Source organism: Streptomyces sp. NPDC050504, assembly GCF_044458065.1.
Lineage (GTDB): Bacteria > Actinomycetota > Actinomycetes > Streptomycetales > Streptomycetaceae > Streptomyces.
The window spans coordinates 62261-78099 of record NZ_JBITHO010000009.1; the positions used below are offsets into that span (position 1 = coordinate 62261).

18 protein-coding genes are annotated in these 15839 nt (G+C 73.8%); 9 read left to right on the forward strand and 9 right to left on the reverse strand.

Annotated features, from left to right (window positions below; all coding sequences use genetic code 11):
* Nucleotides 1-151 precede the first annotated feature (151 nt).
* On the forward strand, nucleotides 152-982 hold the full coding sequence (locus tag ACIBNE_RS30535; protein WP_399277261.1) for a DeoR/GlpR family DNA-binding transcription regulator: 831 nt from the start codon (nucleotides 152-154) through the stop codon (nucleotides 980-982).
* Between the two features lie 64 nt (nucleotides 983-1046).
* A complete protein-coding gene (locus tag ACIBNE_RS30540) occupies nucleotides 1047-1523 on the forward strand; it encodes an SRPBCC family protein (protein WP_399277263.1) in 477 nt (158 codons plus the stop codon).
* A 76-nt stretch (nucleotides 1524-1599) separates the two neighbouring features.
* On the opposite strand, the gene ACIBNE_RS30545 is transcribed toward ACIBNE_RS30540, so the two are convergent.
* A complete protein-coding gene (locus tag ACIBNE_RS30545; RefSeq protein ID WP_399277265.1) occupies nucleotides 1600-2742 on the reverse strand; it encodes a PLP-dependent cysteine synthase family protein in 1143 nt (380 codons plus the stop codon).
* Nucleotides 2743-2926: 184 nt separating this feature from the next.
* Here ACIBNE_RS30545 and ACIBNE_RS30550 point away from each other — a divergent pair, with 184 nt between their 5' ends.
* Together ACIBNE_RS30550 and ACIBNE_RS30555 are read left to right on the forward strand one after the other, a co-directional pair.
* Complete coding sequence (locus tag ACIBNE_RS30550; RefSeq protein WP_399277267.1) at nucleotides 2927-3244, forward strand: hypothetical protein; 318 nt, start codon at nucleotides 2927-2929, stop codon at nucleotides 3242-3244.
* A 172-nt stretch (nucleotides 3245-3416) separates the two neighbouring features.
* Nucleotides 3417-3944, forward strand: coding sequence for an ATP-binding protein (locus ACIBNE_RS30555; RefSeq protein ID WP_399277269.1), 528 nt, complete (start codon nucleotides 3417-3419; stop codon nucleotides 3942-3944).
* Between the two features lie 33 nt (nucleotides 3945-3977).
* On the opposite strand, the gene ACIBNE_RS30560 is transcribed toward ACIBNE_RS30555, so the two are convergent.
* The 4 genes from ACIBNE_RS30560 to ACIBNE_RS30575 are packed head-to-tail and all read right to left on the reverse strand — an operon-like array spanning nucleotide 3978 to nucleotide 7934.
* Nucleotides 3978-6605, reverse strand: coding sequence for an ABC transporter permease (locus tag ACIBNE_RS30560; protein WP_399277271.1), 2628 nt, complete (start codon nucleotides 6603-6605; stop codon nucleotides 3978-3980).
* Nucleotides 6602-7489: an ABC transporter ATP-binding protein gene (locus ACIBNE_RS30565; protein WP_399277273.1), complete on the reverse strand. Its 888-nt coding sequence runs from the start codon at nucleotides 7487-7489 to the stop codon at nucleotides 6602-6604. Before ACIBNE_RS30565 ends, ACIBNE_RS30560 begins: the two co-directional genes overlap by 4 nt.
* On the reverse strand, nucleotides 7486-7782 hold the full coding sequence (locus ACIBNE_RS30570; RefSeq protein WP_399277275.1) for an SHOCT domain-containing protein: 297 nt from the start codon (nucleotides 7780-7782) through the stop codon (nucleotides 7486-7488). Before ACIBNE_RS30570 ends, ACIBNE_RS30565 begins: the two co-directional genes overlap by 4 nt.
* Nucleotides 7783-7787: 5 nt before the next feature.
* Nucleotides 7788-7934: a hypothetical protein gene (locus ACIBNE_RS30575; RefSeq protein WP_399277277.1), complete on the reverse strand. Its 147-nt coding sequence runs from the start codon at nucleotides 7932-7934 to the stop codon at nucleotides 7788-7790.
* A 40-nt stretch (nucleotides 7935-7974) separates the two neighbouring features.
* Here ACIBNE_RS30575 and ACIBNE_RS30580 point away from each other — a divergent pair, with 40 nt between their 5' ends.
* The 3 genes from ACIBNE_RS30580 to ACIBNE_RS30590 are packed head-to-tail and all read left to right on the forward strand — an operon-like array spanning nucleotide 7975 to nucleotide 10101.
* Nucleotides 7975-8550 (forward strand): TetR/AcrR family transcriptional regulator, encoded by a 576-nt coding sequence (locus ACIBNE_RS30580; RefSeq protein ID WP_399277278.1) that lies wholly within the window; start codon nucleotides 7975-7977, stop codon nucleotides 8548-8550.
* Nucleotides 8551-8608: 58 nt separating this feature from the next.
* A complete protein-coding gene (locus ACIBNE_RS30585; RefSeq protein ID WP_399277280.1) occupies nucleotides 8609-9166 on the forward strand; it encodes a DUF4865 family protein in 558 nt (185 codons plus the stop codon).
* Nucleotides 9163-10101 (forward strand): phosphotriesterase, encoded by a 939-nt coding sequence (locus tag ACIBNE_RS30590; protein WP_399277282.1) that lies wholly within the window; start codon nucleotides 9163-9165, stop codon nucleotides 10099-10101. The genes ACIBNE_RS30585 and ACIBNE_RS30590 overlap by 4 nt, the downstream gene beginning before the upstream one ends.
* Here ACIBNE_RS30590 and ACIBNE_RS30595 read toward each other — a convergent pair.
* Complete coding sequence (locus ACIBNE_RS30595) at nucleotides 10091-11440, reverse strand: ROK family protein (RefSeq protein ID WP_399277284.1); 1350 nt, start codon at nucleotides 11438-11440, stop codon at nucleotides 10091-10093. The genes ACIBNE_RS30590 and ACIBNE_RS30595 overlap by 11 nt on opposite strands.
* A gap of 143 nt (nucleotides 11441-11583) precedes the next feature.
* On the opposite strand from ACIBNE_RS30595, the gene ACIBNE_RS30600 reads away from it, so the two are divergent.
* Entirely contained in the window at nucleotides 11584-12843 is a 1260-nt protein-coding gene (locus tag ACIBNE_RS30600; RefSeq protein ID WP_399277286.1) for an MFS transporter, read from the forward strand.
* Between the two features lie 75 nt (nucleotides 12844-12918).
* On the opposite strand, the gene ACIBNE_RS30605 is transcribed toward ACIBNE_RS30600, so the two are convergent.
* A complete protein-coding gene (locus ACIBNE_RS30605; RefSeq protein WP_399277288.1) occupies nucleotides 12919-13335 on the reverse strand; it encodes a MarR family winged helix-turn-helix transcriptional regulator in 417 nt (138 codons plus the stop codon).
* A gap of 105 nt (nucleotides 13336-13440) precedes the next feature.
* On the opposite strand from ACIBNE_RS30605, the gene ACIBNE_RS30610 reads away from it, so the two are divergent.
* Nucleotides 13441-13749 carry a DUF6332 family protein gene (locus ACIBNE_RS30610; protein WP_399277290.1) on the forward strand — a complete coding sequence of 103 codons (309 nt, stop codon included), beginning with the start codon at nucleotides 13441-13443 and terminating at the stop codon, nucleotides 13747-13749.
* Here the strand turns inward: ACIBNE_RS30610 and ACIBNE_RS30615 are convergent.
* The gene (locus ACIBNE_RS30615) at nucleotides 13710-14375 is read right to left on the reverse strand and encodes a response regulator (RefSeq protein WP_399277292.1); all 666 of its coding nucleotides are present in this window, start codon (nucleotides 14373-14375) and stop codon (nucleotides 13710-13712) included. The genes ACIBNE_RS30610 and ACIBNE_RS30615 overlap by 40 nt on opposite strands.
* The gene (locus ACIBNE_RS30620; RefSeq protein WP_399277294.1) at nucleotides 14372-15712 is read right to left on the reverse strand and encodes a sensor histidine kinase; all 1341 of its coding nucleotides are present in this window, start codon (nucleotides 15710-15712) and stop codon (nucleotides 14372-14374) included. Before ACIBNE_RS30620 ends, ACIBNE_RS30615 begins: the two co-directional genes overlap by 4 nt.
* Nucleotides 15713-15839 lie beyond the last annotated feature (127 nt).

The window sequence follows — 15839 nt, forward strand, 5'->3', positions numbered from 1 at the left end:
CGGCCGGGGCATCCAGGATCGCGGATCCCAGCGGCCCCAGGAAGCACTTCTCACGGAATCTCCCCAGTGGCGCGGCCGGTGTCGCCGCGTGACAGGATGGGGTGCCTTCGATCCGAACGGCTGCGACGTGGCGGAAGGACCTGATTCGACGGTGAGCGACCATCAGAATCTGCTCGCGGAACAACGCCGCGCGCTCATCCTCGACGAGGTGCGCAGACGCGGCGGGGTCCGGGTGAACGAGCTGACCCGCAAGCTCAGCGTCTCGGACATGACCGTGCGCCGCGACCTCGACGCGCTGGCCAGGCAGGGCGTGATCGAGAAGGTGCACGGCGGTGCGGTGCCCGTGGTCGAGGCGACGGCCCACGAGCCTGGCTTCGAGGCGAAGTCGGCGCTGGAGCTGAACGCCAAGCGGGACATCGCCCGGGAGGCCGCGAAGCTGGCGGTGCCCGGGAGTGCGATCGCGCTGGCGGGCGGGACGACCGCGTTCGCGCTGGCGCAGGAGCTGGTCGAGGTGCCCGAGCTGACCGTGGTGACGAACTCCGTGCAGGTGGCCGACGTGTTCCACAGCGCGCGGCGCTCGTCCGGCGGTTCGGGGCCCAGGCCAGGCGCGGCGACGGTGGTGCTGACGGGTGGTGTGCGGACGCTCTCGGACACCCTGGTCGGGCCCGTCGCGGACGCGGCGATCCGCTCGCTCCACTTCGACGTCCTGTTCATCGGGGTGCACGGCATCTCGGTGCAGGCGGGCCTGTCGACGCCGAACCTCGCCGAGGCGGAGACCAACCGGCACTTCGTGCGCTCGGCGCGGCGCGTGGTGGTGATCGCCGATCACACCAAGTGGGGGACGGTGGGCCTGAGTTCGTTCGCCGACCTGGAGCAGGTCGACACGCTGGTGACCGACTCGGGGGTCTCGGACGAGGCGCGCGAGGAGATCGTGGAGCATCTGCCGGGGCTCGTGGTGGCGGGGGCTCCCGCAGACATCTGACCGGCCCTCGGCTAGGGTGTGCGCGCCCGGACAGCCCGCCCCGGACTACTGGAGGTACGGTCCCATGGCCCGCAAACTACGCCCGGTGGGGCTGGAGTTCGTCGAGACCGCGCCGATCCGGCTGTCCTTCACCGCGCTGGTGGGCGCGGCGCCCGGCGAGGTGTACGGGGCGCTGGCCGACGAGACGGAGGCGTGGCCGGCCTGGTTCTCGGCGGTGACGTCGGCGCGGCCCACCGCGGCGGGGCGCGAGGTGCGGCTCAAGGGCGGGATCCGGTTCGACGAGACGGTGGTGGCGGCGGAGCCGGGGGTCAGGTACGCGTACCGGATCGACACCACGAACGCGCCCGGGGTGTCCGCGATGCTGGAGGAGTGGCTGCTGACTCCGGTGGTGGGCGGTGGTACGCGGGTGCGCTGGACGATGGCGGTGGACGGCCCGGCCGGGGTGCGGGCCGCGATGCGGTTGGCGCGGCCCGGGGTCGCCTCGTCGTTCCGGAGCGCGGCGAAGCGGCTGGGGGCGCGGCTGGCGGGCGCGCGGCTCTGAGAGCGCGGCTCCGAGCGCGCGCTTTGAGAGCCGCGTCCGCGAGAGCCGCCGCGTCCGCGTCCACCGGCCCTTCGCGTCAGGCAGGCCACTCCCCCGTGGCCAGGAAGCGGTCGATGGCCGCCGCGTACGGCTCGATGTCCAGCCCCTGTTCGGCCAGCCAGGCGTCCGAGTAGTACTTGTCCAGGTAGCGCTCGCCCGGGTCGCAGAACAGCGTCACGACGCTTCCGGTGCGCCCCTCGGCCACCATCTCCGCGACGATCTTCAGCGCGCTCCACAGTCCGGTGCCGGTCGACGCGCCCGCCTTGCGGCCGATCGCCGTCTCCAGGGCGCGCACGGCGGCGACGGACGCCGCGTCCGGGACCTTCATCATCCGGTCGACCGCGCCGGGCAGGAAGCTGGGCTCCATGCGCGGGCGGCCGATGCCCTCGATGCGCGAGCCGCAGTCGCTGGTGGCGTGCGGGTCGTGGCGCGTCCAGCCGTCGAAGAAGCAGGAGTTCTCCGGGTCGGGGACGCAGATGCGGGTGTCGTACTGCATGTAGTGCACGTAGCGGGCGATGGTGGCGGAGGTGCCGCCGGTGCCCGCGGTGGCGACGATCCAGGCGGGCTCCGGGTACCGCTCCAACTTCAGCTGCTGGTAGATGGATTCGGCGATGTTGTTGTTGCCGCGCCAGTCCGTCGCGCGCTCCGCGTAGGTGAACTGGTCCATGTAGTGGCCGCCGGTCTCCGCCGCGAGGGCCGCCGACTCTTCGTACATCTTCCGCGGGTCGTCCACGAAGTGGCAGCTGCCGCCGTGGAATTCGATCAGCCGACACTTCTCCGGGCTCGTGGTGCGCGGCATGACCGCGATGAACGGCACGCCGATCAGCTTGGCGAAGTACGCCTCCGAGACGGCCGTCGAACCGCTCGATGCCTCGATCACGGGCTTGCCCGGCCGGATCCAGCCGTTGCAGAGCCCGTACAGGAAGAGCGAGCGGGCGAGGCGGTGCTTGAGGCTGCCGGTGGGGTGCGTCGACTCGTCCTTGAGGTACAGGTCGATGCCCCACTCGTCGGGCAGCGGGAAGCGCAGGAGGTGGGTGTCGGCCGAGCGGTTGGCGTCGGCCTGGACCTTGCGCACCGCCTCCTTCAGCCAGCTCCGGTACCCGGGGTCGCTGCGGTCCACGTCGACGGTGGCCGTCGGCTCTGCCGTCACTGTCCGCACGGACTGCTCAGTGGTGCTCATGCGCGCTTTTCCTCGCTCTGCCAACTCTGGCCCCCGCGCCAACAGTACCGCGCTCACCTGCACAAACGTTGACTTTGATACTCCATAGCCCTGGCTTGCATTCATTGCCGACGCACACTGGTGCGCGTGCCGGAGGTTGTGCAGACTGCGACACAGCAACAGGTGCGAGGGGAGCGGAGCGGCCATGGCGGAGCCGGATTTCAGTGCCACGGGAGTGCGGATAGATCGCTGGACCCGCTCGCTCACCAAGGCCGGTCAAGTCGTCGTCCAGGACGGCAGGCTGGCCCTGCTGACCAGTGGGGGCCAGGAGATCGACAGCGCTCCGGTGGCGACGGTCAGCACGGCCAAGCCGTGGTTCGCGAGCGGCAATTCCGCGGTGGCCCACGTCAACGGCGTGCGGTACCGGCTCACGATGGGACAGCGCGGCAGACGGCCCGACGGGGAGGCCGACGCGGGGCTGTTCAGGGAAGCGGTGCGCAGGGCGCGGGGCACACAGGCGTGACGGCGAGTTGCGGAGTGTTGTCCCCTGGGTGACGCTGATCCCACGACGTCACTCAGGGTTCACCGGCCGTGACGCTGCGACCCAGCCCGCCGGTTACACACAGCAGGGGCAGCCCACACTGCTGGATCCGATCCTTCGTCTTCTTCCGGACCTCATTCGGGGAGTCGCAGCCGTGATCAGCCAGCCAAGCAGGTACTGCGCGGTGGAGCTTCAGGCACTGCCGTCGCGGATCGGTCAGGTCCGCAGAATCGTATCGGCGCAACTGCGCTACTGGCATCTCGATCCGTTGATCGACCAGGCCGCGCTGGGCGTCACCGAACTGCTGACCAACGTCCACCGGCACGCACAGCCGGACAAGATGTGCACGGTCGAGATCGAGCTGCTGCTCGACCGGCTGACCGTCTCGGTCCACGACCACGATCCGCGGGTGCCCACGCTGCGCGACGCGGATCCGCTGAGCACGTCGGGGCGCGGTCTCGCGCTGATCGAGGCGGTCAGCGAGAGCTGGGGCATACGGCCCCGGGGGGCGGCGGGCAAGGTCGTGTGGTTCACGCTCCCCGCACCGGCCGCGGTCGCCGGGGCGGCGGATCCGCTGTACGGGGAACGCGCCGCCGCGCACGCCCCGGGCGGCCGCTCCCCCGCGGGCCGCGCGCATCCGGGCCGCGCGCACGCCGCCGCCCGGTCGGCCGTCGCGGGCTGACCGGGCGGGGAGGGCACGCCTCGCCGGTGCTCGTCAGTCCGTGGCGATGGCCCGCAGCACGTCCAGCCGCGCCGCCCTGCGCGCGGGCCGCCAGCCCGCGAGCGCGCCCGCCGCGAGGCCCACCAGCGCGACCACCGTCAGTTGCAGCGGCGGCACCGCGAAGGCGAACGGCGTGTCACCGGTCCCCTCGGACGCCTTCACGAGCACCCAGCCGAGGAGCGCGCCGAGCCCGAGGCCGCCCGCGGTGCCGAAGGCCGCGACGAGCAGCGACTCCCAGCGGACCATGGCGCGCAGCTGGCTCCTGGTCTGGCCGACGGCCCTCAACAGGCCCAGTTCCCTGGTGCGTTCGTGGACGGCGAGGGTCAGCGTGTTGGCGATGCCGAGCAGCGCGATCAGCACGGCGAGGGCGAGCAGCGCGTAGATCAGCGTGAGCATCATGTCGATGGCTCCGGCCGAGGTTCGCGCGTACTCGTCGCGGGTCTGCACCTCGGGGGCGCCGTACGCATCGGCGGTCTTCTCCACCGCCGCCTTGCCGTCGGCCGCGGTGACGCCGTCCGCGAACGTGACGGCGATCAGGGTGTCGGCGTCCTGGCCGCGGTGCGGGGCCCAGGCGGCGCGGGTGACGACGAGGTCGCCCGCCAGTTCGGACCGTTCGTAGACCGCGCGTACGGTGAAGGTGGCCGAGACGCCGTCGGCGAAGGTCAGCCGGGTCGTGGAGCCGGGCCGCAGCCCGCGCGCCCCGGCCTCCGGCTCGGACACGGCGATGCCGTCCGTCCCCAGGTCCTTCAGGCTGCCCTCGACCGTGCCGAGGTCGAAGCCCCTGGCGAGCGCGACCGGGTCGGTGACGGTGAGCTGCTCGCCCGTGCCGTCGACCTCCGCGACGCCCTTTCCGAGGCCGACCGCGTTCGCGACCTCGGGCAGGGCGGCGAGCGCGGGGGCCAGCCGGGGGCTGAGGCCGCTGCCGCCCGCGCCCATGGCGGGCGCGCTGACCGCGAGGTCGCCCGCGAAGGAGCGGGAGACCGTCTGGTCCATGGTGGCCTTGAGCGAGGCGCCGAAGACCGTGAAGAGGGAGACCACGGCGACGCCGATCATCAGCGCGGTCGCGGTGGCGGCCGTGCGCGCCGGGCTGCGCAGCGCGTTGCGCTGGGCGAGCGTGCCGCTGACGCCGCGCAGCCGCTTCAGCGGTGCGCCCATGACCCGTACGGCCGACGACGAGGCGACGGGGCCGAGGACCACGAACGCCACGATGGCCAGTACCGCGCCCGCCCCGCTGAGCCACAGGGACGGCGAGACCAGGGCGCCGCCGAGCACGAGGCCGGTGCCGGCCGCGGCGAGCGCCGTGCCGACGACGGCTCGGGTGCGCGAGGCGCCCGACTGGTCGACCGCGCTCTCGCGCAGCGCGGCCAGGGGCGCGGTGCGTCCGGCCCGTACGGCGGGCAGCAGCGCGGAGCCCAGGCAGACGACGACGCCGACGGCGAGCGGCAGCGTCAGCGAGACGGCGCCGATCACCAGGTCGCTCTCGGGGAAGGGGAACCCGACGGCCGGGAAGAGCGCCTGGAGCCCGGCGGCGATGCCGATGCCGCCGACGATCCCGGCGGCCGACGCGACGAGCGCGACGGCACTCGCCTCGGCGAGCGTGGCGCCGACGACCTGGCGGCGACCGGCGCCCAGCGCGCGCAGCAGGGCGTTGTCGCGGGTGCGCTGGGCGACGACGATGGCGAAGGTGTTGTGGATCGAGAAGACCGCGACGAGCAGCACGATCCCGGAGAAGACCAGCAGCAGGGTGGTGAAGAGGGAGAGGAAGGAGCCGGACACCGACTCCTGGCTCTCGTCGGTGGACTCCTGTCCGGTGATCGCCTCGACGCCGTCGGGGAGCACCGGCGCGAGCGCGGCGACCAGCTCCTCCTGTGTGGTGCCGGGACCGGCCCGCACCTGGATCGACGAGGCCTGGCCCGGCTTCGCCGCGAGGTGCTTCTCGGCGTCCGCGAGGGTCATCCCGGTGTACGTGACCTGGGCCATGCCGTCCTCGCCGCCGAAAGTGGCGAGCCCGACGACGGTGACCTCCACGGGGTCCGGAGTGCGCAGGGTGGTGGTGTCGCCGATCTTCAGTCCGCCCTTGTCGGCGGTGGCGCGGTTGACGACGACCTCGCCGCTCCTGGCGGGGGCGCGGCCTTCGGTGAGCCGGTACGGGTTGAGCCGCGGGTCCTCGATCCAGTTGCCCGCGAGGGTGGGCGGGCCCTGGCCGCCGATGGGCTCGCCGTCCTTGCCGACGAGCTGGCCCGCGCCCTCGACGCGGGGTTCGGCGGCGGCGACGCCCTCGACGGCCGCGACCTTCGCCGCGAGCGCGGTGGGCACGGGCCGCCGGGTGGGGGTGCCGCCGGCGGTGATCGTGTCCGCGCCGCGTACGACCGCGTCGGTGCCGCTGTTGGCCCCGGCGAACATCTCGTCGAACCCGGCCCGCAGCGTGTCGCCCATGACGAGCGTCCCGGCGAGGAAGGAGACGCCGAGCAGGACGGCCGTGAACGTTCCGGCGAAGCGCCGCTTGTGGGCGCGCAGCGAGGCGAGGCTCAGGCGCAGGGCGGTGCGTGCGGGGCCGGTGCGCGGTCGGCTCTTGTGCGCGGGGGTCGTACGCGGGGGTGCGGGAGTCCGTGTGACGCTCATGGCCTGGCTCCCCGGGTGCTCTGGTGGCCCTGCGCGTTCAGGGTGCTCTGGTGGCCCCGGGGGTCGAACGCCTTCATGCGGTCGAGTACGCGCTCCGCCGTGGGCGCGGGCATCCGGTCGACGAGCCGTCCGTCGGCGAGGAAGACCACCTCGTCCGCGTAGGCGGCGGCGACCGGGTCGTGGGTGACCATGACGACCGTGCGGGAGGTCTCGTGGACCGTGCGCCGCAGCAGGCGCAGCACCTCCTCGCCCGCCCGCGAGTCGAGGTTGCCGGTCGGCTCGTCGGCGAAGACGACGTCGGGGGCGCTCGCGAAGGCGCGGGCCACGGCGACGCGCTGCTGCTGGCCGCCGGAGAGCTCGGCGGGCCTGTGGTGGAGGCGCTCGCGCAGGCCGACGGTGTCGATGAGGGTGTCGATCCAGTCGAGGTCGCCGTGGTCGCCGGCGAGGTCCAGCGGGAGGGTGATGTTCTCGGCGACGGTGAGGGTCGGCACCAGGTTGAAGGACTGGAAGACGAACCCGATCCGCTCGCGGCGCAGCCGGGTGAGCTTGCGGTCGTCGAGCGCGCCGAGCTCCGTGTCGCCGATGCGGGCGGACCCCGAGGTGAGGGTGTCCAGCCCGGCGGCGCAGTGCATCAGCGTGGACTTGCCCGAACCGGAGGGGCCCATGATGGCGGTGAAGCACCCGGCGGGGAAGTCGACGCTCACCCCGTCCAGGGCGCGCACCTCGGTGTCGCCCCTGCCGTAGACCTTGACCGCGTCCACGACGCGGGCCGCGGTCCCCGCGGCGGTGGCGAGGGTCGAGGTGGTGAGGTGCGAAGCGGCACGGGACGGTGTGCCGAGGGGCGAGGGACCGAGGGGCGAGGAGCCGAGGGGCGAGGCGTTCATGCCGCACCGCCCTTGGTGCCGGCGGTGCCGAACTGCTCGTCCAGCACGGAGAGTCGACTCCAGTACTCCTCCTCCTCGATCTCACCGGCGGCGAAGCGCCGGCCGAGCAGCCCGATCGGCGACCGCTCGCCGTGCGCGGCGCGCCCGGCGTGCTGCTGCCAGGGGGCGCGGCCTCGCCGCACGATGCGGCGCAGCACGGTCGCGGCGGTGGCCACGACGGCCGCCCAGACCAGCGGGAAGAGCAGGATCCACGGCCCGGGGCCGGATCCGCCCGCGTGCGCCAAGGTGTTCATCTCGATCAGCTCCTGGGGTGTTCGTTCACGTCCTTGCGGTGCTTAGAGGCTCCCGTGCACAGGGGGTCCAGGTCGTCGTACGGCCAGCGGCCGTCGGCGTACCACGCGGGGAGTACGCGGCCCTTTCCCGCCTGCTCCCCGGGGCTGCGCACGGGAGCGCGGACGCCTTCCCTGGATTCTGTACCTACTAGTATGTACAGTTCCTGCATGAGCACTCCCGAGCGTCTGATCGAGGCCACCCGCGAACTGCTGTGGGAGCGCGGCTACGTGGGCACCAGCCCCAAGGCCATCCAGCAGCAGGCGGGCGCGGGCCAGGGCAGCATGTACCACCACTTCGCGGGCAAGCCCGATCTCGCGCTCGCCGCGATCCGGCGCACCTGCGAGCAGTTGCGGGCGAGCGCCGAGGCGGCGCTGGGCGGTACGGGACCGGCGTACGAGCGGATCGAGGCGTACCTGCTGCGCGAGCGGGACGTGTTGCGCGGCTGCCCGGTCGGCCGCCTCACGATGGACCCCGAGATCGTCGCCGACGAGACCCTGCGCGCACCGGTAGACGAGACCCTGGACTGGCTGCGCGGGCGGCTCGCGGAGATCGTCCAAGAGGGCGTGGAGAGCGGCGAGTTCACGGCGCGACTGGTGCCCGTGGAGATCGCCGCGACGGTCATGGCGACGGTCCAGGGCGGCTACGTGCTGGCGCGCGCGAGCGGCGACACGGCGGCCTTCGACGCGGGCGTCCGGGGCCTGCTCTCCCTCATCTCCCCCGCTTCTTGAGCGAGTTGCACCATCCTTCTCCCTCTTCCTTCCACCTACGCAGCAGGAGAACCGCACCGTGCACGCCATGCAGTACGAGATCACCCTGCCCGCCGACTACGACATGCGGATCATCCGGGAACGCGTCGCCGCCAAGGGGCACCTCCTCGACGGCCTCCCCGGCCTGGGCCTCAAGGCGTATCTGGTGCGCGAGCGCGGCGACGCCTCGCCCGTCAACCAGTACGCGCCCTTCTACCTCTGGCACGACCCCGCCGCGATGACCGGGTTCCTGCGCGGCCCCGGATTCCAGGGCCTGTCGGCCGACTTCGGACGCCCGGCCGTGCGGAACTGGCAGGGCGTCGGATACGCGGAGGGCGGCGGTGACGCCTCCGGCACCCGTACCGCCGTCCGCCGCACCCAGCCCGTCGAACCGTTCGACCCCGTCGCGCAGGTCGTCGACGAAGCGCTGCGCGAGAGCGTGGAGTTGGCGCGCGAGAGCGGCGCGGTGTGCACGGCACTCGCCCTCGATCCGTACCGCTGGGAGCTGGTGCACTTCTCCCTCTGGGACCACGACGCGCCCACCGCCCCGGGCGACCGCTACGAGGTGCTGCACCTTTCGCGCGGGAGCGAGCGATGAGCCTTCTGGTGCGTACCGTTCAAGGAGATCTGCCCGCAACCGAGTTGGGGGTGTGCGACGCGCACGACCACCTCTTCCTGCGCAGCCCGCTCCTCGTCGGCCAGGAGCTGGACGACCAGGCGCACGCGGCGGACCGGCTGCGGAACTTCCGTGCGCTCGGCGGCCGTTCGGTCGTGCAGTGGACTCCGTACGGGATGGGGCGCCGCGCCGCGCTCCTGCCGGGCCTCTCGGCCGCCGCCGGGGTCCACGTGGTGGCCGCGACCGGGCTGCACCAGGCCGCGCACTACGCGCCCGAGCTGCTGGCCCGGGTCGGCGAGGGGCTCGCGGAGCTGTTCACCGCCGAGCTGACCGAGGGCATCGCGGACACCGGGGTGCGGGCCGGTCTGATCAAGGTCGCAGGCGCGTTCCACGGCATCGACGCGCACGCGCGGCTCACCATGAGGGCGGCGGCCGATGCGCACCACCGCACGGGCGCGCCGATCGCGGTCCATCTGGAGCTGGGGACGGGCGCCCTGGACGTACTCGACCTGTTGTGCGGGAAGTTGGGGGTGCCGCCCGCGCGCGTACTGCTCGGGCACCTGGGCCGTTCGCCGGACCGGGTGACCCAGCGCCAGGCCGCAGGAGCGGGTGCCTTCCTGACGTTCGACGGCCCTTCGCGGGCCAACCACGCCACGGACTGGCAGCTGCCCGACGAGCTGGCGGCGCTGCTCGACGCGGGCTTCGGCGACCGGCTGCTGCTGGGCGGGGACACGACGGTCCCCGAGACGCCGGGGATGCCGCACCTGGCGGGACGCCTGCGGGCGCGGCTCGAAGCCGCCCTGGGGCAGGAGCCGGTGGAGCGGATGCTCACGGAGAACGCGGCGCGGGCGTTCGCCTGGGTTCCGGCACGGGACGCCGCAGCCTGGGTTCCGGCACGGGACGCCGCTACCCGCTGAGCGCCCCCAGCGGGTCGTCCAGCACCGGCTGCCACGCCAACTCGGCTGCTCCGACGAGGCTGTTGTGGTCCAGCGAGCACGCCAGGATCGGCACTCCGCCGCTGCGCCCCCACAGGCTGCGGTCGGCGACGACGGCGCGCAGCCGCTCCGGATCGGCCTCCAGCAGGGCCCGGTGCAGGCCGCCGAGGACGATGCGGTCCGGGTTGAGGATGTTCACGAGCCCGGCGAGCCCGAGCCCGAGCCGGTCGATCAGCTGCTCGGTCGCGGCGCGAACGGCGGGGTCGGCACGGACGGTATCGGCGCGGGCGGTTTCGACGCGGGCGGCGTCGGCACGGAAAGTGGAGTCGGTGCGGACCGCGGGATCGGGGCGGACCGCGTCGGCACGGACCGCCGCATCGGCGGCGTGCCCGTACTCGGCCCGGATCAGCTCGCGCGCCTGGTGCAGCAGCGACACCTCGGGCCCCGGCTCGCGCCCCGCCGCCGCCAGGAACGCCAGTGGATCCGCCTCCACGTCGAGGCAGCCCCTGCTGCCGCAGTAGCAGGGGCGGCCCTCGGGGGTCACGGTGAGGTGGCCGACCTCCAGGGCCAGGCCCGAACTGCCGGTGTGCAGACGGCCGTCGAGGACCAGCGCGCCACCGACGCCCCGGTGCCCCGTGGCCACGCAGAGCAGGTGCCCGGCGCCCCGGCCCGCGCCGTGCCGGTGCTCGGCGAGCGCCGCGAGGTTCACGTCGTTGCCGGTGAAGGCGGGCCCTTCGATGCCCGCGGCCCGTACCCGCTCGGCGAAGATGTCACGCACCCGCGCACCCGCGGGCCACGCGATGTGCAGCGGGTTGAGTGCGGTGCCTTCGGGCTCGGCGACTGCGGACGGCACCGCGAGCCCGGCGCCCACGCAGCGCAGCCCGCTCGCATCGAGGAGCGCGGCGCCCGCGTCCACGACCTCGCCGAGCACCTGCGCGGGGTCGGCGCTCACGGCGGTGCAGCCGGGCGCGGTCGCGACGAGGCGCCCGCCGAGCCCGACGAGCGCGGCGCGGAACCCGTCCGCGTGCACCTGCGCCGCCAGCACGACGGGGCCCTTCTCGTCCACGGCGAGCCGGTGCGAGGGCCGGCCCTGGGACCCGGCGGCGGCCCCGGGGCGCGAGTCGACCCGGATCAGCCCCAGCGACTCCAGCTCGGCGGCGACGGCTCCCGCGGTGGCGCGGGTGACGCCCAGTTCGGCGGTGAGGACGGCCCGGGTGGGGGCGCGTCCGGTGTGCACGAGTTCCAGTGCGGGGCCGAGCGCGCTGCGCCCTCTCTCCAGCTTCGTCCGCTTCGTCTGGGTGATGGTCGCCTTGCCGGTCATGGGTGCGAGTCTCCCATGTCCGAACAGGGCCGGGAGCCGTCCCGTTCGCGCGGGACGCCCCGCCCCCCGTACCCGGCCCGCCGCCCGTCGCCCGGTGCGCACCCGCCTTGTCCGGAACCGGCGCGCACCCCTATCCTGACTTTGTGCCGCTCATAAACAAAATACGGACGGCCGCTCAGGGGGACCCGCACGGAGACACCGTCGCGCCCGCCTCCCTGACCCGCCTCCGTACCGCCCTGACCGTCTTCTTCGCCCTCGACGGCTTCCTCTTCGCGGGCTGGGTCGTCCGCATACCCGCCATCAAGTCACAGACGCACTCCTCCGCGAGCGAGCTGGGCCTGGCCCTCCTCGGGGTCTCGGCGGGCGCGGTGGTGACGATGGTGTTCACCGGCCGCCTCTGCCACCGCTTCGGCAGCCACGCGGTGACCGTCGCCTGCGGCGCGCTGCTCTCGCTGAGCATCGCGCTCCCGCCGCTCACCCACTCGACGCTCGCGCTCGGCCTGGTGCTGCTGGTCTTCGGCGCCACCTACGGCGGCATCAACGTCGCGATGAACAGCGCCGCGGTCGACCTGGTCGCCGCGCTGCGCCGTCCCGTGATGCCCGGCTTCCACGCCGCGTTCAGCCTGGGCGGGATGCTCGGGGCCGGGCTCGGCGGACTGGTGGCGGGCGGCCTCTCCCCCACCGTCCACCTCGTCGGACTCACGGTGATCGGCCTGCTGGTCACGGCCACCGCGGGGCCCGTACTGCTGCGGCACCCGGCACCGGCCCCCGCCCGCGCCCGCGGAACGGCCGCCCCGTCGGGCGGCACGACGGGCGGCACGTCGGACGGCACGACGGGCAGCGTGCCGGGCGGCATGACGGGCCGTACGCGCAAACTGGTCGTCCTCTTCGGCGTGATCGCGCTCTGCACGGCGTACGGAGAGGGGGCGCTGGCCGAGTGGGGCGCGCTGCACCTCACCCAGGACCTCGACGCGGCGCCGGGCGTCGCGGCCGCGGGCTACTCGGTGTTCGCGCTGGCGATGACGGCCGGGCGGCTCTCCGGCACGACCATGCTGGAACGCCTCGGCCAGACCCGCACCCTCGTCGCCGGGGGCACCGTGGCCGCCTGCGGCATGCTCGTCGGGGCGCTCGCCCCCACCGCCTGGCTGGTCCTGGCGGGCTTCGCCGTCACGGGCCTGGGCCTGGCGAACATCTTCCCCGTGGCCGTCGCCCGCGCGGGCGCCCTGGCCGGGCCGAGCGGTGTCGCCGCCGCGTCCACGCTCGGCTACGGCGGCATGCTCATCGGGCCGCCGACCATCGGATTCGTCACCGACTGGTTCTCGCTGCCGGTCGCGCTGACCACGGTCGCGGCGCTGGCGGCGGCCGCCGCACTGATCGGCTACGCGGCGCGCAACGCCGCCTGACCGACCGGGCACCTCAAGACAGGTGCCTCAAAACAGGTCCCTCAAGACGAGTCCCTCAAGAACAAGAAGGGTGCCTCAAGAAGGGGTGGCGAGCATCCTGGCCAGGACCGCCCGCTGGAGCGGCAGCGCGAGCGCGTGCCGTTCGCGGCCCTCGTCCGTCAGCTCGACCACCACGCCCCTGCGGTCCTCGCGGCACATCCCCCGGCAGACCAGGCCGTCCTTCTCCAGGCGTCCGATGAGCCGCGAGAGGGCGCTCTGGCTGAGGTGGACCCTGGCGGTCAGCTCCTGGATCCGGTACGCGGCGCTGCCGTCCTCGGCCGACTCCTCGGCGAGGATGTCCATCACCTCGAAGTCGCTCGCGCCCAGGCCGTGCTGATGGAGCTCACGGTCGATCTCGCAGAGCGTCCTGGCGTGCAGGGAGAGCAGCTCCCGCCACCGCTCCTCAAGCGCGCTCCCGCTCTCTCCGGCCTTCCCAGCCGTCTCAGCCGCCATGACCGCACGCTAGCAGAATCGACAAGATTTGTTGCACCGGCAACAAATGCACGCACATCGACCCCGGCCTTGCTTGTGGACCGCACGTTTTGTGAGACTTCGGCCATGGAAACGCTGGGGGCACAAGGACGGCGGACACGGACCCGGGCGGAGCGGGACGCCGTCACAGTGGAGATCGTGTACGCACTGGTGAGCGCCGCCTTCGTGGCGGGCCTCGCCTTCGGCGCGACGGCCTGGCCCGTACTGCTGCTCGATCTGCCGCCCCGGGCCGACCGGATGCTGCTCATGGCGGGCTGCGCGCTCGCGGGGGCGGCCTTCGTGGTGCGTACCGTGCTGGTGCTGTGGCGGTTCGGGCGCCGCGAGCGGTCGGGCGCTCAGCCCAGCCAGCCCGGCCTCACCAGCCCCGACTCGTAGGCCAGCACGACCAGCTGGGCCCGGTCCCTGGCGCCGAGCTTCACCATCGTGCGGCTCACGTGCGTCTTGGCGGTCAGCGGGCTGACCACCAGCCGCCGGGCGATCTCCTCGTTGGAGAGCCCGATCCCGACGAGCGCCATCACCTCGCGCTCCCGCTCGGTGAGCGCCGTCAGGCCCGCGGCCGCCGCCGGCTCCTTGGAACGGGCGGCGAACTCGGAGATCAGCCGACGCGTCACGCTCGGCGACAGCAGCGCGTCCCCCTCGACCACCGCCCGCACCGCGCGCAGCAGTTCCTCGGGCTCGGTGTCCTTGACGAGGAAGCCCGAAGCGCCCGAGCGGATCGCCTCGAAGACGTACTCGTCCAGCTCGAAGGTGGTCAGCATGACCACCTTCACCTCCGCCAGCTCCGGGTCCCCGGTGATCCTGCGGGTCGCCCCGAGACCGTCGAGCAGCGGCATCCTGATGTCCATCAGCACGATGTCGGGCCGCACCTCGCGCACGAGGCGCACCGCCTCCTCGCCGTCCGCCGCCTCGCCCGCCACCTCGATGTCGGGCTGCGCGTCGAGCAGCGCCCTGAACCCCGCGCGGACGAGCAGTTGGTCGTCGGCGAGTGCTACGCGGATCACGGTGTCTCCTCGGACGTGACGGGCAGGGTCGCCAGGACCCGGAAGCCGCCGTCGGGGCGCGGGCCCGCGTCGATCGTGCCACCCAGCGCCGCGGCGCGCTCCCGCATTCCGATCAGACCGTTGCCGCTGCCGCCCGCCTCGCCTCCGGTGGCGGGTCCCTCGTCGTCGATACGGAGTCGGAGGCGGCCGGGACCGTAGCCGATCAGCACCCGTGCGGTGCGCGATCCCGAGTGGCGGACCACGTTCGTCAGCGCCTCCTGGACGATGCGGAACGCCGCCAGGTCCGTGCCGGGCGGCAGCGCGGGCGCCCGGCCCTCCTCGGTGACCTCGACGGCGAGGCCCGCGCCCGCCGCCTGTTCGACCAGCTCGGGCAGGCGGGCCAGGCCGGGGGCGGGGGCGCGCGGGGCGGCGCCGGGGGCGCGCAGCGTGTCCAGGACCTGGCGGACCTCGCCCAGCGCCTCCTTGCTCGCGGCCTTGATGGTGGTGAGCGCGGTACGGGCCTGCTCGGGGTCGGAGTCCAGGAGCGCGAGGCCGACCCCCGCCTGGACGTTGATCACGGAGATGGAGTGGGCCAGCACGTCGTGCAGTTCGCGGGCGATCCGCAGCCGCTCCTCGTCGGCCCTGCGCCGCTCGGCCGCCTCCTGCTCGGCGCGCGCCCGCACCCACTGCTCGCGGCGCACCCGCACCAGCTCCGACGCGGCGACCACCGCCACCGACCAGGCGGCGAGGCCCAGTTCGGAGCCCCACGGCGCCGCGTCGTCACCCGCGGGCGGCAGCCAGCGGAACAGCCAGTGACCCACCAGCAGATAGCCGACCCAGAACATGCCGAGCGCCGCCCAGGCCGCCCGGCGCCTGCCCGCGACCACGGCCGCGTAGCTTCCGACCGCGACCGTGACGAAGACCGGGCCGTACGGATATCCCGCACCGAGGTAGACCGTCGCGGTCGCCGCCGTGCCGAACGCCACCGCGACCGGGTGGCGGTGGCGCAGCAGCAGCATCGCGGGGCCCGCGAGCAGCAGCACCCGCGCGAACGCGTCGAGCCCCGCCCTGTCGCCCGCCTGGCCGCGCGCCGCGAACGCCGAGCCGAGCATCACGAACGCGGCGAGCCCGAGCGTCGAGAGCCACGGGAGCCTGCGGCTGTCCGCCTCCCTGGTCACCCACGGCGGCGGCCCCCAGGCCCGGGACGCGCCCGGCCCGGGGAGACGCCCGGCCCAGCGGGCACGGGCGAGGCGCACGGACGTGGTGAGACGCATGGGCCTGGTGAGACGCATGGGCCTGCTGAGGCCCATGCGTCCGGCGAGGCGCCCGGCGCGTCCGCTGTCCCGCTGCTCTTCCATGACGGCCACGCTAGACCCGGCCGACCTGGCCCGGCGTCCGCCGGGCGTGGCGATCACACGTACTCCCGTGGGAGTACGCCGCGCCTGGTCAGCGACGGCCGAGCCGCACGCGGCCCCCTTGTCCGGG